This is a genomic window from Plantactinospora sp. DSM 117369, assembly GCF_053764795.1.
The window spans coordinates 6,886,564-6,910,022 of sequence record NZ_CM132446.1; the positions used below are offsets into that span (position 1 = coordinate 6,886,564).

General features: G+C 67.2%; 15 protein-coding genes and 3 pseudogenes. 10 read left to right on the plus strand and 8 right to left on the minus strand.

The features are described 5' to 3' along the window. Window positions 1–1,959: 1,959 nt before the first annotated feature. Window positions 1,960–2,250 carry a hypothetical protein gene (locus ACSMXO_RS28975; protein WP_455414628.1) on the minus strand — a complete coding sequence of 97 codons (291 nt, stop codon included), beginning with the start codon at window positions 2,248–2,250 and terminating at the stop codon, window positions 1,960–1,962. A gap of 792 nt (window positions 2,251–3,042) precedes the next feature. On the opposite strand from ACSMXO_RS28975, the gene ACSMXO_RS28980 reads away from it, so the two are divergent. Next, complete coding sequence (locus ACSMXO_RS28980) at window positions 3,043–3,873, plus strand: integrase core domain-containing protein (RefSeq protein WP_455414629.1); 831 nt, start codon at window positions 3,043–3,045, stop codon at window positions 3,871–3,873. 286 nt (window positions 3,874–4,159) lie between these two features. Here ACSMXO_RS28980 and ACSMXO_RS28985 read toward each other — a convergent pair whose 3' ends face one another. Beyond that, window positions 4,160–5,164, minus strand: a complete 1,005-nt coding sequence (locus ACSMXO_RS28985; protein ID WP_455414630.1) for a LacI family DNA-binding transcriptional regulator — start codon at window positions 5,162–5,164, stop codon at window positions 4,160–4,162. A gap of 81 nt (window positions 5,165–5,245) precedes the next feature. Between ACSMXO_RS28985 and ACSMXO_RS28990 the strand changes: the two genes are divergently transcribed. The 6 genes from ACSMXO_RS28990 to ACSMXO_RS29015 all read left to right on the plus strand — a co-directional run bounded on the left by ACSMXO_RS28990 (window position 5,246) and on the right by ACSMXO_RS29015 (window position 14,999). Further along, a complete protein-coding gene (locus ACSMXO_RS28990; RefSeq protein ID WP_455414631.1) occupies window positions 5,246–6,535 on the plus strand; it encodes a polysaccharide pyruvyl transferase family protein in 1,290 nt (429 codons plus the stop codon). Continuing rightward, window positions 6,528–7,439: an ABC transporter permease gene (locus tag ACSMXO_RS28995; protein ID WP_455414632.1), complete on the plus strand. Its 912-nt coding sequence runs from the start codon at window positions 6,528–6,530 to the stop codon at window positions 7,437–7,439. Before ACSMXO_RS28990 ends, ACSMXO_RS28995 begins: the two co-directional genes overlap by 8 nt. Before the next feature lie 11 nt (window positions 7,440–7,450). Further along, a complete protein-coding gene (locus ACSMXO_RS29000) occupies window positions 7,451–8,407 on the plus strand; it encodes a carbohydrate ABC transporter permease (RefSeq protein WP_455414633.1) in 957 nt (318 codons plus the stop codon). Between the two features lie 32 nt (window positions 8,408–8,439). Next, window positions 8,440–10,062, plus strand: coding sequence for an extracellular solute-binding protein (locus ACSMXO_RS29005; RefSeq protein ID WP_455414634.1), 1,623 nt, complete (start codon window positions 8,440–8,442; stop codon window positions 10,060–10,062). Window positions 10,063–10,242: 180 nt separating this feature from the next. Further along, the gene (locus tag ACSMXO_RS29010; RefSeq protein ID WP_455414635.1) at window positions 10,243–13,737 is read left to right on the plus strand and encodes an alginate lyase family protein; all 3,495 of its coding nucleotides are present in this window, start codon (window positions 10,243–10,245) and stop codon (window positions 13,735–13,737) included. 248 nt (window positions 13,738–13,985) lie between these two features. Beyond that, complete coding sequence (locus ACSMXO_RS29015; RefSeq protein WP_455414636.1) at window positions 13,986–14,999, plus strand: hydroxyacid dehydrogenase; 1,014 nt, start codon at window positions 13,986–13,988, stop codon at window positions 14,997–14,999. Window positions 15,000–15,122: 123 nt separating this feature from the next. Here ACSMXO_RS29015 and ACSMXO_RS29020 read toward each other — a convergent pair whose 3' ends face one another. From ACSMXO_RS29020 to ACSMXO_RS29040, 5 genes and pseudogenes are all read right to left on the minus strand, one after another. Then, window positions 15,123–15,350 (minus strand): hypothetical protein, encoded by a 228-nt coding sequence (locus tag ACSMXO_RS29020; RefSeq protein ID WP_455414637.1) that lies wholly within the window; start codon window positions 15,348–15,350, stop codon window positions 15,123–15,125. A 709-nt stretch (window positions 15,351–16,059) separates the two neighbouring features. Beyond that, window positions 16,060–16,356 (minus strand): hypothetical protein, encoded by a 297-nt coding sequence (locus ACSMXO_RS29025; RefSeq protein ID WP_455419457.1) that lies wholly within the window; start codon window positions 16,354–16,356, stop codon window positions 16,060–16,062. Window positions 16,357–16,421: 65 nt separating this feature from the next. Beyond that, window positions 16,422–16,523: pseudogene (locus ACSMXO_RS29030) on the minus strand (IS5 family transposase); the annotation flags it as partial. A gap of 26 nt (window positions 16,524–16,549) precedes the next feature. After that, complete coding sequence (locus ACSMXO_RS29035) at window positions 16,550–17,572, minus strand: IS110 family RNA-guided transposase (protein ID WP_455414638.1); 1,023 nt, start codon at window positions 17,570–17,572, stop codon at window positions 16,550–16,552. A gap of 233 nt (window positions 17,573–17,805) precedes the next feature. Beyond that, window positions 17,806–19,314, minus strand: a pseudogene (locus ACSMXO_RS29040) (ISL3 family transposase). An 89-nt stretch (window positions 19,315–19,403) separates the two neighbouring features. On the opposite strand from ACSMXO_RS29040, the gene ACSMXO_RS29045 reads away from it, so the two are divergent. From ACSMXO_RS29045 to ACSMXO_RS29055, 3 genes and pseudogenes are all read left to right on the plus strand, one after another. After that, window positions 19,404–19,847 carry a transposase gene (locus ACSMXO_RS29045; RefSeq protein ID WP_455414639.1) on the plus strand — a complete coding sequence of 148 codons (444 nt, stop codon included), beginning with the start codon at window positions 19,404–19,406 and terminating at the stop codon, window positions 19,845–19,847. Between the two features lie 42 nt (window positions 19,848–19,889). After that, complete coding sequence (locus tag ACSMXO_RS29050) at window positions 19,890–20,354, plus strand: SRPBCC family protein (RefSeq protein ID WP_455414640.1); 465 nt, start codon at window positions 19,890–19,892, stop codon at window positions 20,352–20,354. Window positions 20,355–20,631: 277 nt separating this feature from the next. Continuing rightward, window positions 20,632–21,469 (plus strand): annotated as a pseudogene (locus ACSMXO_RS29055) (IS5 family transposase). A gap of 98 nt (window positions 21,470–21,567) precedes the next feature. On the opposite strand, the gene ACSMXO_RS29060 reads toward ACSMXO_RS29055, so the two are convergent. Further along, window positions 21,568–23,088 (minus strand): cellulose binding domain-containing protein, encoded by a 1,521-nt coding sequence (locus ACSMXO_RS29060; RefSeq protein WP_455414641.1) that lies wholly within the window; start codon window positions 23,086–23,088, stop codon window positions 21,568–21,570. Window positions 23,089–23,459: the final 371 nt, after the last annotated feature.

The window sequence follows — 23,459 nt, forward strand, 5'->3', positions numbered from 1 at the left end:
CGCCCGACCCGGCGGCAGCGAAATCACCATCCGAGGCAGGACTTTGCGCTGCCGCCCCGATCGCTACGGCGAGAACCGCCATACTGGCTCCCTGCCAGCAACTCTGACCATAGATTCTCCTTTCTCACTTACTGCTCCGGACGAAGACGACGCTATCAGATCTATCGAGTTAAGTCGATATAAAAACATGATTGGTAGCTTTTCGGGCGGAACACCGGGGACTGAGGCCAGGTAGGCATCGAAGGACTCCGCCAGGGTCAGCTCCAAGCGTCCGACCACGACGGTCCAGTACCGCGAGCCGGTCCAGCTCCCCGGAACGCCACCGCCGCCATCAGCGCGTCACGACGCGGGACACCGAGATCTACCGCATGGTCATCAGGTCGACAGGCAACAGGACCCGCCATCTACGACAGGAATCGACTGACGCCGCGCGGATTTCGCCGGCTCATGGCCGCTGATTGCGGACGATTGCCGTACGAATCGGTTCCGCGCCGCTCAGCACGGGTGGACAGGATGCGGCGGCCTGGACGCGATGAACATGAAGACGGCGAGCGGCTGTTCGGCCGTGCCCACCATTCGATCAGATCGCTGATCCTAGGCAGTCGTCTGACACAACGAGGTCAGATCCGCAGGAAGGTGACCACGAACAGGCCAGACAATGTGACGACGGGACGACGGGACGGTTTTCCGGCAACGCCTGGGCACGACTCACCCGAGATCTCGCGATGCATTATTTCCCCCGTTCGCCGATCGAAGCCGGCAGACTGGCAGCAGTCACCTGCTGACAACCCATGATCAAAAATCGACCCTTGCACAGTAACCAGTCAAGAGAGACGGTACGGGATGCTCGCGACAGTTGTAAAGACGTCGATGACCACCAGCCTTCGGAGCGTGTTTGAGATAGACGCCAGTCGGGGTGGTCGAAGGACGTGACGCTGTTACCGCGAGGCTGCCCCGGCCCATGCGTGAACCGATGGAGCATCTGGATTGGTCACCACCCGGAGGGTCACGATTTCCACGGGCAGTCGCTAACGCCGCCGGATGTGCCCTGGTCGGTCAGCAGAATGAACCCTCTTCAACCTGGACCGCGCGGCGGTCACGCACCGCGTCCGACCTTGCGGTCCGCCGGACCGCAAGGGGAGGTTGAAAAAGGTTCACTTTTCGTCGCCGTGATGACCAACGGCCAAAGCGCCGCGCAGTACCGCGCAGTCCGTCGTCCGTCGCCCCCCATCGGGAAGCGGTCGAACTCGTACCGGCACACAACCCACACGCCCGGCATCCTGAGGCACGTGGCCCGGCAATGGCTCACTACACGAGAACCGGGTGCGCGAGAGACGAGCGTGACGATGGCTTTTCGTCGTTGCGGGGCGCTGTCGCAGTCGGGCATACTGAAGTCTCGGCCTTTGCAGGGGCCAGCTCCTGATGTCGTTCCGCCTCCCGGTCCGACGGCATCTCGTGGGGGTGAAGCGGCTCGGCCGTTCCGCAGTTCGGAAGACAGAAGTTCGTGGTCCGTCAATCACCTGTCGGGCGCTTGGGAGGCGGAAGCGCGCGAGAACGGGTTCGGACGTGACTACCGATACTGAGATTAGGATTCAGCTCTTCCGCGACTACACCGGGGCATCACGTCAGACAGCCTTGGATGCCGCCCGCTCCGCGATGGGCGGCATCCAAGCGGCAGACTCACCCGCGCAGGCGCTGCTCGAAGCCCAGATGCTCGCGGAGTTCGGGCGCCTCGGTGGCGAGTACTGGGCGCACCCTTTGGGCATTTCCCGCGTCTGGGACCGTCCCACCAGCCTAGTCATCTGGCTAGACAGCCACACCATGCTCAGCGGGGGTGAGCGCTTCCCTGCGTCGGTCGCGATGATCGAGAATTTACTGCCTTACTGGGAGCCCGGCGGTGAGGTATTCGGTGTGCCGGGCCTGCGAGTCACCGGCTATCGGGACGGGCTCCGCCTCCAGTCAGTGCGCCGTGGCGGCGGTGCTGTCACCCTGTACGGGGTCCGTGGAACGCCTTGGCGTCAGGTCCTCCGAGACCGATCGGCCGCGCTCGCCGACGCCGGGATGGTGCCACTGTGGACCGGTCCCGGTTTGACACACAGGGCGTACCTGCCGCCGTAACACGGCGACCTGATGCCGCAGCACAGCAACCTCGATCGCGTTGGCGTGCCCACTGCGGGGCAACAGGATGATCAGCTGCAGTGCCCGACGAAGAATCAGGTAGCCGAACGACAGAACCACGACCGGCAGCATCCCGCCATCCATCGATCCCACAGCGGACAAAACCGCACGTCAGCGCCTACAGCGGAGTTTCCGAGCGGTACACGGTCTACCGACACCAGCACCGGCCCGTGCTACGAACCGACGCCGCCTTGTTACCGTTCGTAGCGATAACGGCCTTGCCGTTGATTGCCATAGATAGGCGCTGAGCTGCACTGACGCGACCGCGCAGTGGTCGTCTCCTGTCACTGATTGTCAACCGCCGGCGGGGTTTTCGGGGGTAAGCGGGGGCCGAAACACAGGTCCACCGCGCCCCGGGGCCTCGCCACCGGAACCTTGCGGGTACCGGAAACCTCGTCCGTCCTGTTCACCGACCGTTTTGATCACGAGGGTGAGGTCGCGGGCGCGTTGACGAGCGCAGTCCCGGACGCGGCGGTGATCGACACTTCGTGCTGCGCGAGGATGACTGGCTGTGCTGATGCGGCTGGCCTACCTCGGTGTGACCAACGCTCTCGCCCTGCTACGGCTGTTGCCCATAAGCGATCGGGACAAGGATGCCGAGATTCGGGTGCTGCGGCACCAGGTCATGGTCCTCGAACGGCAACTGGGCGGGGAGCGAGTCCGGTTCACACGGGCTGACCGGGCGTGGCTGGCAGCTCTGCTGCGCCGGCTACCCCGCGACCTGCTACGCAACCTGCGGCTGCTCGTGCGCCCGGAGACGGTGATGCGCTGGCACCGGGATCTGATAGTCCCCGCTGGCATGCCAGGATTTCCCGGCCCAGGCAGGCCGGCCGGCCACCCACTGTTCGGTCGATCCGCCGGCTGGTGCTGCGTCTGGCCCGGGAGAACAGCACGTGGGGGTACCGCCGCATCCACGGTGGACTACTCGTGCTGGGGGTGAAGGCCGCCGCCTCCACCGTATGGGAGATCCTCCAGCAGGCCGGCATCGACCCAGCGCCCCAGCGCACCGCCACCAACTGGGCGACGTTCCTGCGTTCGCAGGCGCGGGCCATCATCGCTGCCGACTTCTTCGAGACGACGACGTTGACCGGGGCCAGGCTGTACGTTCTCGCGGTCATCGACCACGCCACCCGCCGGGTCCGGATCCTGGGCGCCACCGCTCATCCGACCACCGCCTGGGTGGCCCAGGCGGCCCGGAACCTGGCGATGGACCTTGAGGACGCCGGATCCCGAGTGAGATACCTCATCCGGGACCGAGACGGCAAGTACCCGGCCATGTTCGACGCGATCCTCGCCGACGCGGCAATCAGCATCGTGCTCAGCGGGGTACGGATACCACGTATGAACTCGATGATGGAACGTTGGATCCAAGCCTGCCGCCACGAACTGCTCGACCGGACCCTGATCTGGAACCAGACACACCTGTTACACGCACTCCGCGAGTACGAACGCCACCACAACCGGCATCGGCCGCATCGCGGCATCGCGAACGCCCGACCGCTGCGTCCGCTGCCCGAACCGGTCACCGATCCCGCCGCGCTGACACACCTGAACGTCCAACGACACGATCGACTCGACGGCCTCCTCCACGAATACCAAACGCCGCTTGACCAGCGCGGACGGAATTTTCGGCACCCGCAGCGACCAACACCGATCTTCAGCCCGGAACGGGCCGCCTGCCAGAGGCGACAGTGACCAACCCACAGAACAAACGGCGCCACGGCGACGGCATCACCCAGCCTCCCGTCCGGTGACGAGCTGCCCTGCGAGCACCTCAGACTTGACCGGGCGGCTGCGGCGCGGTGACCGTGCGCCGACGCGCTGCGCGGGTTCGGCGCCGACCCGGGCTTGACACCATGGGCGTTGGCGTATCCCGCGATGAGCGGTGGTGAGCCGACCAGGCTTCCCGGTGCACCAGGTCACAGCCTGCCGACCAGCAGGACCGCCGCTGCGATGTGATGCGCACCAACGGCAGCGAGGTTCAGATGCCCGGCGGGTTCAGAGCGGTCGCTGAGTCTCGGATTACCAGTTCGGGTTCGGGGTCGGTGATGACACCGCCCGCGCCCGGCCGTCCTGCGATCAGGTCGTAAAGCGCCTCGACGCCGGCCCAGCCGAGTTGGTACATGGGCATCCGGACCGCGGTCACGGCCGGGCGCAGGTGTTGCATCAGGTCGACGTCGTGGATGCCGATCACCGACAGCTGGTCGGGGATAGCGATGCCGAGGTCGTGTGCGGCGGCCAGGACCCCGACCGCGCTCATGATGTTGTTGACGACGATGGCGGTGGGTGCGGTTGCCGCCTGCATGGCCTGCCGGAGCCCGTCGACGCCGGCCTGCTCGCCGAACCCGGTGGCCAGGTGTGGGGCCGGGGCCAGGCCGGCGGAGTCCATCGCCTGCTGGTAGCCCAGGTAGCGCTGCTGGGAGATGTATCCCGATCCCCCGATGAAGACGATGTGGCGGTGGCGGAGGTTGACCAGGAACCGGGTCGCGATCTCACCTGCGCGGCGATCGTCGATGTCGATCCAGGGATGGTCCGGTGCGTGTTCCAGGATGAGGATCGGCTTGGGGTGGGAGTGGAGTTCGGCCATTACGTCGTCGTCCAGCAGCCCTTCGCCGCGGATCAGGATGCCGTCGACCGTGCCCTGGCTGAGTAGTCGGGTCAGGAACTGGCTGCCGGAGCGCATCGTCTCGGCATCGCCCAGCAGGACCGTCGCGCCGTGTTCCGCCGCCGCCTCGTAGACGCCTTGCCGCAGGGGTCCGTAGACCGGGTTGTCGAGCTTGTTGAGGATCATCGCGATCATGCCGGTGTGGTTGAGTCGAAGCGAGCGCGCCGCATGGTTCGGCTGGTAGCCCAGTTGCTGCATCGCCCGGAGCACCCGGGTGCGGGTGGATTCCCTCATCCGGGTGTGGCTCGTGCCGTTGACCACCGCTGACACCACCGCGAGCGACACCCCAGCAGCTCGTGCGACGTCACGTTGCGTTGCCACGTTGCAAGCCTCCTCGGATCTTGACGTAACGTCTAACCAAGCCCTACGTTGAATTAACGATACGTCACCGAAGGAGCATGCATGACATCGACCCGTCACACCGTCCTCCTGCGGTCGTCCTGGGCGACGGTGAACATCGGCGACGTGGCTCACTCCCCTGGTGTCGTGCGGGCGTTCCAGCGGTTCGCCCCCGAGGTCGAGGTCATCCTCTGGCCGGTGCGGCTGGAGGAGCGCGAGCGATCCATGCTGCGACACGCGTTGCCCGATCTGCGCGTCGTTGACGGCACTCTCGGCGGCGACGGGCCGAGCACCCCGGAGTTGGCCGCCGCCATCGACGGCGCGGACGTCCTGATACACGGATCGGGTGCCGACGCCTTCCAGAGCACCGAGATCGACTGGTGGCGCCGGCACGTGGGCCGCCCGTACGGGTACTTCGGGGTCACCGTGGATCCGCTGTGCCCACCGACCGTGGCGACGTTGCCGGAGCTGGCCCAGATGGTCGATCTGCTCCCACCGTCCTACCTTGACGACGACGTCAAGGACCGCCTCGACGGCGCCGACTTCGTCTACTGCCGCGAAACGTTGACCCTCGCGACCCTGCGCAGCCAGAAGATAACCAGGCCCGACCTCGCCTTCGGGCCGGATGGCACGTTCGCGTTCGACCACACCGACGCCGTCGCGGCCGCCCGCCTGCTGGAGGGTCTCGGCCTGCAGCCTGGTCGGTTCGCCTGCTTCGTCCCGCGGCTGCGCTACGCCCCCTACGCGAAGATCTACGGCACGGATCCGACCCGCGAGCAGATGCGGCGCGACGCGGTCAACCGGGCAACCGTGACGCACGACCTGGCAGTGCTGGCGGCGGCGATCGAGACCTGGGTACGCGTCACCGGCCTGCCGGCCATCGTGGTGCCCGAGATGAGCTACGCCGTCGAGCTCGCGCACGAGCACCTTCCCAGCCTGATCAGTCCACAGACGCTCGGGCAGGTCCGGCTCCTGGACCGGTACTGGCCGCTGGAGGAGGCGACCGGCGTCTACGCCGTCTCGTCGCTGGTGGTCAGCATGGAGTGCCATTCGCCGATCCTGGCCGCACGGCACGCGATCCCGACCATCTACCTTCGACAGCCGACCGAGACGACCAAGTCCCAGATGTTCGCCGACCTCGGCGCCCCGGACCTGGTGATCGAGCTCGACCATCGCGCCGCGGCGACGGTGGTCGCGGCGGTCACCGACATCGCCACCGATCCGGCGCCCGCGGTTGCCCGGAGCAGGAGGGTCGCGGCGAACGCCGACGACGCGCTGCGGGCGGCGGTGCGGGCCTGCGTCGCGGGCCAACCCATCGGCTTGGGTACCCCGGTGGGGAGCGACGATGCATAGCCTGCGCAACCGTTGGCGGCGCGACCGGGTCCTGCTGCTGCTCGCGCTTCCCGGGGTCACGGCGCTGCTGCTGTTCCACTATCTGCCGCTTGGCGGGAACATCATCGCGTTCCAGGACTTCCAGCCGTTCCTGGGAATCTGGCACAGCCCGTACGTCGGGCTGGACAACTTCGAGCCCGTGCTTACCGGCGACCCGGTGTTCCTCAACGCGCTCGTCAACACGCTGATCATCACGCTGATCCAGGTCGTCTTCGTGTTCCCGCTGCCGATCTGCCTCGCGTTGATCCTGAACGCGACGATCAGCGAACGACTCAAACGCCTCACCCAGTCGATCCTCTACATGCCGCACTTCCTGTCCTGGGTGATCGTGGTCGCCCTGTTCCAGCAGATGTTCGGCAACGGCGGGATGCTCAACGGCTGGCTGCGCTCGGCCGACCTGTCGACATTCCACATCGTCGGCGTGCCCGAGTTGTTCAAGCTCATGATCACATCACAGGTGATCTGGAAGGACACCGGCTGGTCGACGATCATCTTCCTCGCCGCACTGTCCAGAGTGGATCCGACGCAGATGGAAGCCGCGGTGGTGGACGGCGCCTCGGCGGTCCGCCGCCTGTGGCACGTGACCCTGCCGTCCATCCGCCCGGTGATCGTCCTGCTGCTGATCCTGCGGCTCGGTGACTCGCTGTCCGTCGGGTTCGAGCAGATCATCCTCCAGCAGGCCCAGGTCGGTGCCGGTGCCAGCGAGGTGCTCGACACATACGTTTACAACCACGGGATCGTCGGCGGGGACTGGGGCACCGCGGCCGCCGTGGGGCTGATCAAAGGCATTGTCGGTGTCGCGCTCGTGCTCGGCGCGAACCGGGCGGCCCACGCGCTGGGCGAGCAGGGGGTGTACACCAAGTGACGAGCGGACCTGTGTCGCCTGCGGTGTCCGTGGCGCGCCCCGCCAGCGGCGCGCGGCCGCGGCGGCCACGCTCGGGCCGTGGCCAGCGCCCGGCCTGGATGGGCGAGCCCAGCAGGCTGGGGATCGGTGCGCGGGGACTCGTGCTCGGCCTTGGCTGCCTGGCGGTGGTGGTTCCGTTCTGGGCCGTGCTGATGACCAGCATCGCCTCCCCGGAGGAGATCAGCAGGGCGGGCGGCTTCGTGCTGTGGACGCGCGAACCGACGCTGGACGCCTACCGGGCCGTCCTCTCCGGCGGAATCGTCACCCGTGCCCTGATGGTGAGCGCCGGCATCACCGCGGTCGGCACGGCACTCAGCCTCGTCGCCACGATCGCTCTGGCGTACGCGCTGTCGCGGCCAGGTTCGTTGCTGCACAAGCCGATCCTACTGATGACGGTGTTCACTTTGCTGTTCAACCCGGGCATCATCCCGATGTACCTCACGGTCAAGCAGCTGGGCCTACTGGACAACTACCTGGCACTGATCCTGCCGGTGCTGGTGAACGCGTTCAACGTCATCGTCATGCGCGCGTTCTTCCTGGAAATCCCCGGCGAGCTGCTGGAAAGCGCCTTTATGGACGGTGCCGGGGAGATGCGCATCCTGCTGCGGATCGTGCTGCCGCTGTCGAAGGCGGTCGTCTCCGTGATCGGACTGTTCTACGCGGTGGCGTACTGGAACGCGTTCTTCTCCGCCATGTTGTACCTACAGTCGCCGGAAAAGTGGCCGCTGCAACTGGTGCTGCGCACCTACGTCGTCAACGACACCCCGATCGGGTCCGACCAGCTCAGCTCCAACCTGGAGAATCTGCCACCGCAAATCTCGGTCCAGATGGCGATTCTTGTCATCTCCGTCCTGCCCATCCTGCTCGTCTACCCGTTCATCCAAAAGCACTTCGCCAAGGGACTGATGGTCGGCGCCGTCAAGGGCTGACCGGTCGTCCACACAATGTGGAAGGAGACGTCATGGCACCTACCCTCAGCCGCCGTCGGGTCCTGGCACTCGGCGCGACAGCGGGGCTCGGCCCGCTGCTCGGGGCGTGCGGCGACGGCGGGTCGAGCTCGTCGAACGGCTCGACCGGGCCGGTCAAGCTGCCCACCTACAAGCCCGTCACCGCGGCCACGCCCGACCTGGCGGCCGAGCCGGCCGGGGTGTCGCCGGGATACTTCACATACCCGACCGCCCCCAGCGCCGCGTCGCAGCCGGTGCAGGGCGAGGCCGTCACGGCGCTGACGTACACGTACGACCCGATCGCCCCCGCGCTCGGCTCGAACCCCTACTGGCAGAACCTCAACGACAAACTCGGCACCGAGCTGAAGATGACGTACGTCGCGTCGGCGGACTACAAGAGCAAGGTCGCCACCACCATCGCCGGTGGCGATCTGCCGGACATGGTGGCTATCCAGGGCGTCGTCCAACAGATGCCGGCCATGCTGAAGGCGACATTCACCGACCTGACCGAGTACCTGTCCGGGGACGCGGTCCTTGCCTACCCGAACCTCGCCGGCCTGCCCACCGATGCCTGGCGCGGCACCGTCTACGACCAACGGATCTGGGGCATCCCGGTGCCGCGGGCACGGATCGGCACCGTGCTGTACACCAGGGCCGACCTGCTTGCCAAGGCCGGACTCAGCCTCCAACCCACGTCGTGGGACGAGTTCAAGCAGATGGCGGCCGCGTTGACCGACGAGCGGGCCGGCCGCTGGGCGTTCGGGCAGATCCCGTTCAACACGATCCTGGAGATGAACGGGATCACCGGAAACTGGCCCGGCGGCGCCGGCGCCTGGCAGGCCAAGGACGGCGTCTTCACCCACACCGGGACCACACCGCAGTTCACGCAGGCCCTCCAGGACACCGTCGAGCTGGTGAAGTCCGGGGTGATACATCCCGACCACGCGGGCGCGCCCAACACCAAGCGCAACCAGTGGATGCTGGCCGGCACGACCTCGTTCACCATCGGCCTGTACGCCGGGTGGGGCAAGTTCTACGGCCAGGCCAAAGACGTGCCCGGCTTCCGCCTGACCGGCATGCTCTCGCCCACCCGGGACGGCACGGGGACGCAGGTACGCACGCCCGGTCCGACGCTGTCCAGCTTCACCGCCATCGCCAAGACCGACGACGCCGACCGGATCAAGCAGATCCTCAAGGTCCTCAACTGGTTGTGCTCACCCTTCGGCAGCAGCGAGTACATGGCCCTGCGGTACGGCGTCGAGGGCCAGACGTTCAACCGCAACGGCTCCGACCCGACCCTCACCGAGGGCGGGCGCAGCCAGACATTCCTGCCCGTGCGGTACCTCGCCGAGGCATCGCCCGTCATCTACGAGCCCGGCAACCGCCAGGCCGTGCAGGACCAGTACGACCACCAGGTCGCCGGCGTCCCGCTCGCCGTCCCGGACCCGACCCTCGGGCTGTACTCGGAGACCGCCGCCAGCAAGGCGGCCAGCGAGCAGCAGGAACTGGACTCGGTCCTGCTGGAGATCCAGCTGGGCAACAAACCCGTCTCGGCGTGGCAGCCGGCCATCAAGCAGTTCATGGACCGGGTGGGCAACAAAATCAAGGCGGAGTACGAGGAGCAGGCGGGTCGCTGACGAGCCGGACACGGCGGCCGGTCCGGCGTACCCGTTCGGTTCGGCCGCCGAGCCGTGCCGTGCACCCACCCGGGTTGAGCAACACCAGCCGGGCCGCGAACTCCGCGGACTGTTTTCGGCGCTCCCGGGCGCGGTCGGAGGACTCAGCTAACACTCTCACGGGTAAGGGAGAAGACCATAGTGAGACGAAGCTATTTTCCCTGGTACACGAATCGCCGGACCCGTGCGGGTGCCGCTGCGGCGCTCGTGCTGGCTCTGGCGGCGACGGTCCTGTCGCCGGGCAGGGCCGCCGCGGCCGACATGTCGGATCTCGGCGAACTGCTCGACCTGACGCGTCCGGAACTCGCCGCGGTGGCGGCAAAGCTCGCCGCCGGTGATGAAGCGGGCGCCGCGGGCGAGCTCAAAGTGTTCTACGCGGGCCGCACCAACGTTCGGTACCTGGATCCGAGCGCGGACGCGGGCGGCGGCGACGCGAGCGCCGATGAGCTCGCGGCGGGGATCTTCCGGTTCGGCGCCGAGACCCGCGACTTCTACAACGACGCCGAGCAGCGCATCGACGTCGACTGGCAGGACGCCTGGGGTGGGACGCAGACCACCCCGGGCGGCGCGCAGACTTTGATGAGTGACCTCGCGTTCATGCCCAGACTGATCAGCGCTTACGCGTACGAGAGTGACCCGGTAAAGCGTGCGGCGTACGCGGCGGCGTGGATGGACATCTCGCTCGACTTCTTCGCCGACAATCAGAGCTGGCCGCAGGGCCGCAACCTGTCGGCCGCCAAACGGCTTTCACAGCTGGTCAGTGCGTTTTCAGTGTTCCGGACCGACCCGGGCATCGACGCGAGTGATCTCGTGGCGTACCTGTCCGGCGTGCACGCCACGACCAAGTTCCTCACTGGCGTGATGCAGATACATGTCGGGAACAACTGGTACGTGTCCATGGCCCGCGCGGTCTACGCGGCAGCCGTATTTCTGCCCGAGTTCTCGGCATCGCCCGGCTGGGAGTGGTTCGCGGTGCGCTCGTTGGAGCGGTTCCTGCGCGCGCACGTGAAAGGCGACGGTGTGTACCGCGAGCCGGCGTTCAACTATCAGGCATACGTGGCGGATCTGCTCAACACCGTCATCAGACTAGCGGATGCCAACGGGCGGACCCTTCCTGATTCGATCGCCCAGGCGGCGGACTGGATCGCGGATGCGCTGTTCGCGACCCGTCAGCCGAATCTTGAGGTCGCGATGGTGGGCGACTCGCCGAACGCCGATGCGGGTGCGGCCGCCATCGGCAGAACCGGTGCACGCAACTCCTGGCCCGATTTCACCTGGGTCGCCTCCGGTCGAACGGAGGGGACCGCCCCGACGCTGCCGTCCACGGTGTTTCCGATCAGCTTCGCGGTACAGCGTTCCGGGTGGGACGCCGACGCGCGGTACATGCTGATCAACAACCAGAATTCCAGCTACACCGCCTCGCATCGGCATCCGGACGACCTCAGCCTGGTGATGGCGGCGTACGGGCGTCCGCTGATCGTCGACTCCGGAGTGGGGGACTACAGCGCGACTGCGACGAACGACTGGATGCGCCGTACCACCGAGGCGCACAACACCATCGAGGTCGACGGACTCCCGCAGACCGCCGGCGTCCCTCGCACGACGTCGCTGTGGCGCTCGAACGCGGGCCTCGACATCTACCGCGGTACGACGGAGGGCTACCGGCCGGTCGTGCACGATCGCGCCGTCTACTTCGTCAAGCCCGGCTACTGGGTCGTCTCCGACGACCTCACCGGTGACACCGCCGCGCACGATTACCGGCAGCTCTGGCACTTCCCTGGTGATCCGGTCACCGTCAACCCGAATACGAAGGTCGCCACGGTCGGCTTTGACACCGTGCCCGGAGCCGCACCGGTTGCCGGCGTGCAGCTCGTCCCGGTGGCCCCGGCCGGCGCTGCGCTCACCCCCACTGTCCACGAGGACGGCGCCGTGCGCGTCGGCGATCAGGTACTCACGGACGTCGACTACCTGTCGTACGACTGGCGCGCCACCGGGTCAACGGGACTGGACACGGTGGTGGTTCCCGGCAAGGCCGGCGCGGCGCCCGCGGTGACGGCGAAGCGCATCGTTATGCCCGGGGTGAGTCACTCCGTGGCGACCGCGATGGAAATCGGCCTGCCGGACGCGACCGGACGCTTCTACCTTTCGCGGGAGGCGACTCCCTCGTCGAGGGCGTTCGGGGCCGCCACCACCAACGCCGAGACCGCTTACCTCGAGCGTGCTTCGGGCGGCGGGCTTACCCGGTACGCGCTGACCCGCGGGTCGTCGCTGGTCGACCACGGTGCCACCGTTATCGCCGCATCCGCGCCGGTGTCCGACGTCAGTGTGGAACTGCGAGGCGCGACCGCCCAGATCTCGCTTGGGGACCCGTTCACCGGCACGCTCTCCATCAACGCGCCCAACGTCAACGCGGTGACGGTGAACGAGACCCCGACCGCGTTCACCCGCACGGGCAACCTCATCACCGTGTCGGTCCAGGCGTCGTTTTCCCCGACACCCGTGCTCGACGACGAGTTCGCCGATGCCAGCCTGGACCGCACCGTCTACGACTTCAACGGATCCTTTGACGGCTGGACGCCGGTGCAGGGCACCTGGGCGCTAACCGGCGCCGGTCCGGACACACAGTTGGCACAGATCTCGACCGCGGACATTGTGTCGTTCGCGGCGCTGCAAGATGTACCGGATGACGTGGTTATGGCCGCGGACATCGTTCCTGGGGTACGCGGCCAGACGACGGCCCGTACCGGTCTCGCGTTCCGCTATCACGATTCCCGAAACTACTATCGGGCCGATGTACTCAACTCCTCGTCGGGGGCGACGCTGCAGCTCGTGAAGATATACAACGCGACGACCACGATTCTCGCGGAGACCGCACTGCCCGTCAGCGCCAACACCCCGCACAAGCTGATCGTTTCCGCGATCGGGAAGCATCTGACCGCCAAAGTCGGCGACACGTCGATCTCCGCGGACGACTCACAGCTGCCGACGGGTGGTGCCGCCGCCTTCACGCATCGGCGGGCCGCGACCTTCGACAACATCGTGATCAGGGAAGGGATCGATCAGGCCAATTGGCGAGCACTAGCAGGGGCTGTGTCCGTCGCCTCGGGTCAGTTGCACCTCACGCCTCCTGCCGGTGGCAGGGCGCACGTCCTAGCCGACTCGACACTGCCGTCGCGCTTCTCCGAGGCGTGCGACTATGTCGCGGAGACCACGGTCACGATCAACGGATCCGTCGGTAACGCGGGAATCTCGCTGCGAGACACCACGGACTCGTACGGGTACCGGATCCACATTGGCAAGACGAGCCAAGGAACCCAGTACGCGAGTATCATCCGCGAAGCTCACGCGTCGGGTCCGGTCACGGTGGGCACGGCATCAATCAGCAACCCGTTGACAGGCCCCGTTCGACTGGGTGCCGTGATTCACGGCGACCGCATCACCGTGACGTTGAACGGCGTTCAGGTCCTGAAGGCTCGCGACACCGTTGTCCGCAGCGGCGGCATCGGGCTTTACGCATCCACGCAGAGCACCTTTGACAGCATCACTGTCGCTCAGTCCTGCCAGCGGGAACGCCTCCGGCCAAGCGCGCCCGGCGCCAGCAACCGCCCGGACCGCAACGACGGAGCTGGCGGGTAGCGGCGTTGCCGGCAGCGCGACCGCTGCGGATGGGTGAGCCGCTGCCCCGTCGCGCTCGACTCGATCGCCGGCTGTTTCTGCGCAAAGCACGAGGGTTGGTGCGCCGCTCACACATACGGCGGCGCACCGAACCCTGGTGCCGGCACGCTGGCGATGACTCGCGTCGGTACTTCCGGGTCTTCCCCACTCAGCGTGGCCGATCACGAAGGAGCTGTGCGTTGTCCCCATCACCCCGAGCCTCGTCACCGGTGCTCGCCGACGCGGCGCACCGTCCGTCGGCCCTGCTGGTCATGCCGCGCGACCTGGTCGACGACGTATACGGACCGGAGGAACGTGCCCGCCTGGACCGCCTGGTCCGCTGGGCCGGCCCGGACGCGACGGTTGAGCAGGTCAGCACGCGACCGGCGCTACTGGCCGACGTCGAGCTGCTCGTCACCGGTTGGGGCGGCCCCCGCCTGGACCGCACTCTGCTCTCCCACGCGACCAGGCTCCGTGCGGTCTTCTACGGCGGTGGATCGGTGCGGCCGATCGTCACCGACGAGTTCTGGGCCGCCGGCATCCAGATCGTGTCGGCCGCCGCCGCCAACGCCGTGCCAGTCGCCGAGTTCACATTCGCGCAGGTGACGCTGGCGCTTAAGCACGCCCACCGCTTCGAACGCGCGGTACGCCGGCTCGGCCGGTTCCCATCCCAGCCGGCGGCACCCGGCACGTTCGGCTCGACGGTCGGCATACTGTCACTCGGCCTGATCGGCCGCCTGGTGGCCCAACGGCTGTCCACACTCGACGTTCATGTGCTTGCCGCCGACCCGTACGTAGACGCCGCGAGTGCGGCCGTTCTCGGCGTCGAGCTCGTGGGAATCGACGAGCTGTTTCACCGCGCCGACGTGATCACTGTGCACACGCCGTCTCTGCCACAGACCTCGGGACTGATCACCGAGGAACTGCTCGCCTCGATGCCCGAGGGTGCCACAATCATCAACACCGCACGCGGTGCGGTGCTGGATGAACCCGCACTGATCCGGGTCCTGCACCGGCGTCAGGACGTATTCGCGCTCCTCGACGTGACCCATCCCGAGCCACCCGAACCGGGCTCGCCGCTCTATACGCTGCCCAACGTGGTGCTCACCCCACACATCGCCGGCAGTATCGGACTCGAGCGGCGCCGCGTCGGTCGGCTGGTAGTAGACGAGGTCGGTCGCTTCGTCGCGGGCCAGCCGCTGCTACATCAGGTCCGCGCTGCCGATACGGCGCTACGCGCATGACCGTTCGCCTCGGCGTACTCAGCCGATCACTAGCGGTAGTTGTCGCCTTCATGGTGGTAGATAGAGGTTGAGAGTGTGGCCATTTCCGACGGCGTTCAGATCCCTCACGGTGCCGTATGCCAGCTACTCCCGTTGCGGTCCTGGCTCCTGCTCGCGTAGGAACTCGGCCAACCGGTCGGCGGCGGGCTTGTAGCCGGCGTCGGCGCTGCGGCGCAGCACCGCGACGGCATCGTCGAGATTGCCCTGCTCGCGCAGCAGCTCCGCCAACTCCCCCGGAGCGGACGTGTCGCTGGCATCGGCGCGGCGACGCAGCTCATCAAGTTTGCCCTGCTCGCGCAGCAACTCCGCCAACTGCCCGGCGGCGTACGCGTCGCCAGCGTCGGCGCTGCGGCGTAGGTGGTCTGCGCGGACGAGTTGGGTGAGGGGGTCTTGGATGCTGGCGTGGCGGGAATTGCCATGCGGTGCCGTTGGCCCGGATGTTGGCGCGTTCAGGGCGGGTGCCGTCGATGAGGAATGCGACGAGACGGCGCGGCAGCATCGCGGTCCTCGCGGGCGCAGCCAGCACCAGTTGGGTGATTCGGAATCGCAGCCAGGCCCGTTCGGCGCCGGTGAGGGCGGTGACGGTGAAACAGCTGAACCCGACGATGGCCCAGCGAGCCGCGGCGTCTGCGAAGATGCCGCCGGCGTCGGCGAACACCACCGCTGCGGCGACGGCGTACCGGGCGACAACCGTCAGAGCGAGGATGAGGTTAGCGCGCAGGGTGCCAGGAGGGCCTGACGGGGTCGGCCGCCGGCCAGATGCCGGCAACAGGTGCACCACGGCGCCACACACGACGCCGGTGAGAAGTCCGGCGACCGGCTGGTGCAGGAGCATCCCGGCCGCCACGCCGCACATCGCCCCAAACCCGGAGTGTTGGAAAGTGGCGCCAGAAGGTTCCGTTGGTCAGGCCGAGGTGCGCTTGGCGACGGCGAGGACGCTGGGGCGGCGGCCGGTACGTTTCGGCGACAGCGGCTACGGCTTGTTGGACCTGCTCGCCGGTCGGCAGGTTGACGCGGCGGGTCATCGGGCCGCGTCTGCTTCGGCCAGGAATCGCTGTATTTGCTCTCGGCGGTTCTGCATCCGGTGCGCCAGCAACGGGGGCATGGGCGGTTTGGCGGCCAGCCGCCGGTCGAGTCGTGCGAGCTCCGCGTTCCACGCGGCCGTGTTGTCGGCGGAGAGTGCGACGTTGCGGCAGTGCAACGGTTGGCACATGGCCAGGTCAGGGCCGGTGGCGGTGCGTTGGCACAGCGCTTTGCTGTGGTCGTAGACGCAGGTGACGTAGGTTCCTGGATAGATCGCGGGGTCGGCATTACGCATCGGGCCCTGGAGGCGACGGGCATCGGTGATGGTGACCCGCGGTACCGTGCGGTTGCGTCGGGTCGGGTTTCGTAGTCGCCTACGAGCCGGCGGTGGTGCATGAGCCATCCCAGGGTGCGTTCGACGACCCAACGCCGTTTGACGACGCTGAATCCTTGGCCTGTGGGTCCTGGGACTGTACATAGCTCCTCTGTCAAGCCCTGGGTGTGCAGTCTGTGTGTAGGGCTTGGTAGACGACGTCGGACAGGCGTCGTTTCAGTACACGGAGGGCTTCAAGGCCGCCGTCGCCGGCATTTCGGCGGCGGGCGAGGAGGTCTTTGGCGGGTTGGTGGCAGCGGGCCTGGGTCATCGCGATGCGGTGCAGAGCGGCGTTGAGCTGGCGGTTGCCGGTTCGGCTGAGTCGGTGGCGGGCTCTATTGGATGACCATACCGGTAGCGGTGCGGTGCCGTTGTGGCGTGCGTAGGCGGCCGCGGAACGGAATCGGGTGATGCCTGCGGTCTCGCCGAGGATCTTCGCGGCGGTCAGGGCGCCGCAGCCGGGCACGGCGATGAGCGCTGGCGCGAGTTCTTCGGCCAGCTGGCGGATTTCGGTCTCGATCGTGTTGATCTCTTCGGTGAGGTGCTTGCACCGTTGGGTGATCGCGGTGGCGAGGTGGGCGACGACGCCGGGCAGTTGCGTCAGCCGGTACAGGACGTGGTCCAGGTTGCTGACGCGGTCGAGCGATCGCGCTGGTGGGTCCCATTCCGGGTCGAGTTCGTGCAGGTGCCAGCGGAGCCGGTTGACCGCGCGGGTGCGTTCGGCGATGAGGTCTTCGCGGTGGTCGATCAGCAGGCGCAGGTCGCGGTCGGGACCATCGAGGTGGGCGGTGGGCAGGTCGTCCTCGCGCAGCGCAGCGCGGGCGACGGCCAGGGCGTCGATCGGGTCTGACTTGCCGTAGGTGCGGGCGGCGTCGCGGGCGTTGGCCATGAGCTTGGGTGGCACCCGCACGATGCGTTCACCGGCGGCGAGCAGGTCGCGTTCGAGGCGGCGAGTCATGTTGCGGCAGTCCTCCACCGCCCAGACACGGTCCTTGCCGTGCCCGGCCGCCCAGCGCAGCAGCGACAGGTGGTCCTTGCTGGTTGTTTCGCACGTCTTCGTGGCGAGTTTCCGCCCATTGCCGTCGATGATGACAGCGGTGTGGGTGCGCTTGTGCGCGTCGATGCCGATGACGACCATAAGAGTCGTGTCTCCTTGACCGAGGGGGCGCGGGACCGGTCGGTGGGCATATCCCAGTCGGGCGCTGGCACGCTCCTCTCAAGCCATGCCGGCCGGTCCTCGATGTCCGGCGGGCCGCAATATTTACACCAGCCACGCAGGCATCTAACGGCAGAGCGAGCCCGCCGGACTGATCAAGAGTGACACTGGAAATAACGGCCCTGTCTCACATTCGGTGGTGACGGAGGGTGTTGTTATCCGAGGAGGATGCGGTGGCGAAGTAGGGTGAAGCCCGCTCGTCCGTGCATTTGGCGTGCGATCCGTTTGGTCTTGGTGTTGACGCCTTCGGTGGGGCCGTTGCTGTAGGGAAGCGTGAGCGCGGCGTTAACGGCGTCGCGGTCGCGTTCCAGGCCGCGGGTGAAGGCGTGCAGATGAGGTAGGTCGGCCGCGTGGGCCTGGACGATCCAGAGCGAGAGCCGGTCGGCGTTTCCTGCCTGAGGGGTCAGGAGTTCGGCGAAGCCGCCGACTACGGAGGCCAGTTGGGTCATCTCGGGGCAGGCTGCGGTGAGCCGTGCCAGTAGATCTCGATGCTCGGGCTTGAGGTTGTCGGGCCTGGTGAGGATCATTCGGGCGAGCCGGCGCGGGGAGATGTAGCCTGCGGTCGACGTCCGCGCGGCCTTGGTTGATGTACTTGTGCAGGAGGTTGAGGCAGCCGGTGAAGCCGAGGGCCTTGATCTCTTCGAAGAGGTGCTTGATGGGGACGCCGGGGTCCTCGGCTCGACGTTTACGCAGGTGTTCGCGGTATGGGTCGACGAGGCTGGCACGGTATTTGGGAACGCGGAGCATCCGTTCGGGCCGGTCGGCTCGGGCGTAGCGTTTGACGGTGTTCAGGGCCAGTTGTAGACGGCGGGCGGATTCGAGCAGGCCGACGCCCTGGTCGAGCAGGTCATGGACGTGGTGCCAGCGTTCCAGGGTCGTCCGCGCGCGGGGCCCGTCATACAGGGGTGCGTCCAGTACGGGGGCCCAGCAGGTGCTGTGCGCCTTCACCTCGCTGAGGGCGGCTTCGCATAGGTTGTGCCATAGGTGCCACCTGTCCGCGACCTGCACCGCGTTGGGCAGGGCGCGGCGGATGGCCTCGGCGTAGGTGGCCGAGCCGTCGCGGCACACGACCTCGACGCCGGGATGCTCGCGCAGCCACGCTTGCAGGGTGTCGGCGGTGCGGTCGGGCAGTACCTCGATCCGCTCATGGGTCTCGGCGTCGATCACCACGGTGGCATAGCGGTCCCGCCGGCGCAGAGCGAAATCGTCAACGCCGATCACACGGGGCGTCCGCCCGGTGGGCAACGGGATGCGCAGCAGGGCGCGCAGGGCCGTGTGACGGGACAGGCCCATGGCCAGTATCGCCAGCAAACGCGACCCTGCCCGGCCCGCTAACTCCTTGACGACGGCTTTGACCTGCCTGGACAGGCGGGCCGTGCGGCGCTGGTATCGCTCCAGCACCCCAGGACCTGCTCCCGGAAGGTGTGGCGGCAGCCGCGCGTGGGACACACCAGACGCCGCACCCGCACGCGGACCACCACCCGCCGCCCGTCGACCGGAACGTCCGCCACCGTCCGCCAGTGATAGCCGTGGACCCGTCCCGACGAGGCCCCGCACACCGGGCAGACCGCGGTGTCCCGCGGCGTCCGGGCCCGCACCACGATCCGCTCACCCTCGTCGACCACGTCCTCGATGACCAGCGGGGACAGCCCCGAGAACACCATCTGTACAAGTCTGTTGAGGTCCTCCACATAGGAATCAACGACACCCTGCCACCCTCCGTCACCACCGAATGTGAGACAGGGCCGTTAACTTGACACTCCCCTGCGCCGCCAGCGTCCAGGACCGCGACGGCGCCAAGACCACCCTGCTCAGCCTCTACCTGACCACACCGGTCCGGTTCGTCCTCGCCGACGCCGGCTTCGCCGGCCGCCTCGTCGACTGGGCCACCCGAATCCTGACCACCACCCGGCACATCGTCCGCAAACCCGCAGGTCAGAAAGGTTTCGTCCTGATCCCCCGACGGTGGCCGGTCGAACGGACCTTCGCCTGGCTCACCGCCCACCGCCGCCTCGCCCGCGACTACGAACGCGACCCCGCCACCTCGGAGGCGATGATCCGCTGGGCCGCGATCAACACCATGGTCCGTCGCATCGCGCGTGGTGAGCCTGCTGCCCGCCAACAGCGTTGGCACTGGCCCGACGGCCCACGATCTCGCCGGGCAGGTGAACATGTGGTCCCGCGCACGAGCCACTGATCCCCTTGGTGCAGTAAGGTCACACCGCCATACCCTCACCCGGTGCGCCACCTCGAAATCATCACCGCGATTGCCGCGCCAGCCGAGCTCGTGTTCGACACCTCGCTTGCCGTCGATGTCCACACCATCTCCATGGCAGCCAGCGGTGAACGGGCCATCGGCGGCGTGACCACCGGACAGCTGAAGCTCGGCGACGAGGTGACCTGGCAAGCACGACACCTGGGCCGATCTTGGAAAATGACCTCACGGATCACCGCCTACACCCGGCCAAGGTACTTCGTCGATGAACAGATCTCCGGACCGTTCGCCGTGTGGCAGCATGCCCACTACTTCGAGCCGCGGGCCAACAACGCAACGCTCATGCGCGACGTCATCGACTTCACCGCACCGTACGGTCTACTCGGCCGGCTCACCGAAGCCCTGCTACTCGACCGATACATGACCAAGCTCATCACCGTCCGAAACCAGCACCTCGCAACGATCTGCCAAGCCAACCGATCGACATAGACCTCCCTGCCGACCACGCGAACGACAACCGAGATGACTTCTCAAACACGCTCTCACTGGACGTTTGCTTCGCGTTCGCGTCGGTAGCGACCGATTCACATCTCGGCTCGGTGACACCGAATGCCGGATCTGACCTGGAATGAACGCATCCGATCCAGCTCTACTCTGACCGGAATCAACGCGTTTCACCCTGCGATCGTGTCTGATTCACGTACGCCCTGGAATCAACGGACATAACGTCCGCCGAGCCGGCCTCCAGACACCGTACGACCGCACCATGACCGCACGGCGAGCCTACCCATCCGACCTGTCCGACGCCCGCTGGGCCCTGATCGCGCCCCGCCTGACCGCCTGGCGACAGGCCCGCATCCGACGCCGGCGTCAGCGGCCGCACCCCCACCCACGACCTACGCGAAATCTTCAACGCCATCCTGTACGTCAACCGCACCGGCATCGCCTGGCGCTACCTACCCCACGACTTCCCGCCCCACGCGACCGTCTACGGCTACTTCGCCGCCCGGAGCAAGGAAGGCATCTTCGCCGAACTGAACTACAACCTCACCGGCCTCGTACGCGACCACCACGGCCGCACCATCCACCCCACCGCATCCATCATGGACAGCCAAAGCGTAAAGACCTCCACCAACGTCCCACTGTCCACACAGGGCACCGACGCCGAAAAGAAGATCGTAGGCCGCAAACGCGGCATCATCACCGACACCCTCGGTCTCCCGCTGGCCGTGATCGTCACCGCCGCCAGCGCCAGCGACAACACCATCGGCATCGACCTACTCGACCAGGCCACCGCCGCCCACCCCACCCTGACCAAAACCTGGGTCGACGCCGGCTTCAAAAACCGCGTCGTCGAACACGGCGCCCAACTCGGCATCGACGTCGAGACCGTCACCAAGGACCCACAGGCCAAAGGATTCAGCGTCGTCAAACGGCGTTGGGTCGTCGAACGCACCCTGGGATGGCTCATGCACCACCGCCGGCTCGTACGCGACTACGAAACCCGACCCGACAACTCCGCCAGCATGATCACCCCGGCCATGATCGACAACCTCGCCAAACGCCTCACCACCGAAACCACCCCAACCTGGCGATACGGCTAAACCCACCTAACCGACGAAGTACGTGAATCAGACGCCCTCTGAGTTCGACGGCCGGTACCCCTTTTTTGCCAGGGCGTGTAGGTCCGAGCGGGCAGCGGTCACCAGGTTAGCGGCAGGTTCGCCAGGTGTTGGGTCAGCGCTGTGGCGAGGATCTGGTGGTCGCGCTGGGACGGGTGCCAGTCGCAGCCCAGGAGGTCCATACCGAGGGTGTTGTTGTCGTAGTACAGCGACGAGACCCGGGCGTCCCCGGCGTCGTTGCGGGCCTTGACGATCTGCTTGACCGAATCGGCGAGGGCGGTCGTCATGTAGGACAGGTCCGGGTAGGTGAGCACGATTTGGGTGCTGGTGCCGTACCGGGTCCGCAGCCTGGTCAGGAACGTCAGGTAGGCCGTCCGGAAGTCAGCGGCGAGCGCGTCGACGGTCGTCCACCGCTCACCGGAGGTCAGCGCCGTTGAGAAGTCGTTGTTACCCAGGCCGATCACCACGACCTGCGGCCGCCACGTGCTCGGCACCTGCCACACCGTGCTGTTGTACAGCGCCTGCAGATCCTTGTCGTAGTAGCCGGTCGGGAGGTTGTACGCGGTGTTCTGGCCGCCGTAGTTGCGTACCATGCCCAGGCCGGACCACGCGATGGTCTGGTAGTCCGCGTTCAGGCCCTTCGCGGTTAGCGCGCCGAAGGCCACGTCGGCGTTGGAGTTGCGGGTGACGCCGCCGTTGCTGTTGCAGTCGCGGGTGGTGGACATGTCGCCGTAGCCGGCGGTCCACGAGTCACCGATGAACTCGATCTGCCGGGTCCGCCGGGTGGCCTTGGCCAGGATAGAGCCGCCGGTGTCGGCAACGAGGCCGGCGAACTCCCCCGCGGCCCACGGGCTCTCCGTGCGCTTGGCCAGCCGTACGGTGTGGTCGCCGCTCGCCAGTCCGCGTACCCAGTACGTGGTCTGCCCGGGCGTCACCAGGGTGGCCACGGTCGCGCCGTCGATCTGGACCGAATAGTCGTTGTTGGAGTCGTTCAGGACCAGCCCGACGCCGGTGCCGCGGAACCTCCCCTCGAAGTACGTGCCGGGCCAGGTGAACTGCACGGCGTTGCCGGACTCCCGGACCCGGCCCACCGTGTTGACCTGGTTCAGGACGCCGGTCGGTGGCGTGCTCGGGGAGACCGACGGGCTGGCGGAAGCCGACGCGCTCGGGGTCGTCGTGCTGCCCGTGCACGCGACGCCGTTGAGCGCGAAGTCGGTGGGAACCGGGTTGGACGCGTTGTTCCAGGTGGCACCGAACCCGAAGTTCGTCGTCGCTCCGGTGGAGATGCTGCCGTTCCAGGCCGCGTTGGTGACCGCCACCTGCGCCGCGGTCTGGGTGACCGAGCCGTTCCACAGTTGCGTGACCGCCTGCCCCGCGGTGAACGACCAGGTCAGCCGCCACGCGCTGACCGGGTCGCCGAGGTTGGTGATGTCCACGCTCGCGCTGAAGCCGCCCTGCCACTGGCTCGACACCCGGTACGTCACCCGGCAGCCGGCGGCCGCGTTCGCGGTCAGCGCCGTCGTGACCACCCCGGTCGACGCGACAACAGCGGTGACGGCTGCGGCGATCGCGGCGCGGGACCAGAAACGACTCGGTCGCATGAGCGCTCCATTCCAACCCCGTGACATTGATCGAGCGACGTCGATTATATGCACGCTACTGGCCCCCGTGGACACCCTTACCCCCTATCGGCGTGCTGGCACGCGTCTGACCACGAGGAGGACTGGCATGGATCACGCCGACCACCGGGGGCCGGGCCCGAGACGGCCACCGTCAGCACGCCGACCACCTGGCCGATGGCGGCCCAGGCGACGCTGCACTGCCCACCGGCTGCGCGATCGGCGAGGTGCTCGGCATGGTGCTCGGGACCGCGCTCGGCCTGCACAACGCCGCGACCGTGGCAGCGCCGCCCCCGAACCTGCTTCCACACCCGCGATCGTCGACGCCGGAAAGGTACTGATGTGGGCGAACC

Excerpts from the sequence above, each read along its gene's own strand:
- ACSMXO_RS28975 (WP_455414628.1), bottom strand. The coding sequence starts at position 2,250 with ATGCTGCCGGTCGTGGTTCTGTCGTTCGGCTACCTGATTCTTCGTCGG.
- ACSMXO_RS28990 (WP_455414631.1), top strand. The coding sequence starts at position 5,246 with ATGACATCGACCCGTCACACCGTCCTCCTGCGGTCGTCCTGGGCGACG.
- ACSMXO_RS28995 (WP_455414632.1), top strand. The coding sequence starts at position 6,528 with ATGCATAGCCTGCGCAACCGTTGGCGGCGCGACCGGGTCCTGCTGCTG.
- ACSMXO_RS29005 (WP_455414634.1), top strand. The coding sequence starts at position 8,440 with ATGGCACCTACCCTCAGCCGCCGTCGGGTCCTGGCACTCGGCGCGACA.
- ACSMXO_RS29025 (WP_455419457.1), bottom strand. The coding sequence starts at position 16,356 with ATGCGTAATGCCGACCCCGCGATCTATCCAGGAACCTACGTCACCTGC.
- ACSMXO_RS29035 (WP_455414638.1), bottom strand. The coding sequence starts at position 17,572 with ATGGTCGTCATCGGCATCGACGCGCACAAGCGCACCCACACCGCTGTC.
- ACSMXO_RS29060 (WP_455414641.1), bottom strand. The coding sequence starts at position 23,088 with ATGCGACCGAGTCGTTTCTGGTCCCGCGCCGCGATCGCCGCAGCCGTC.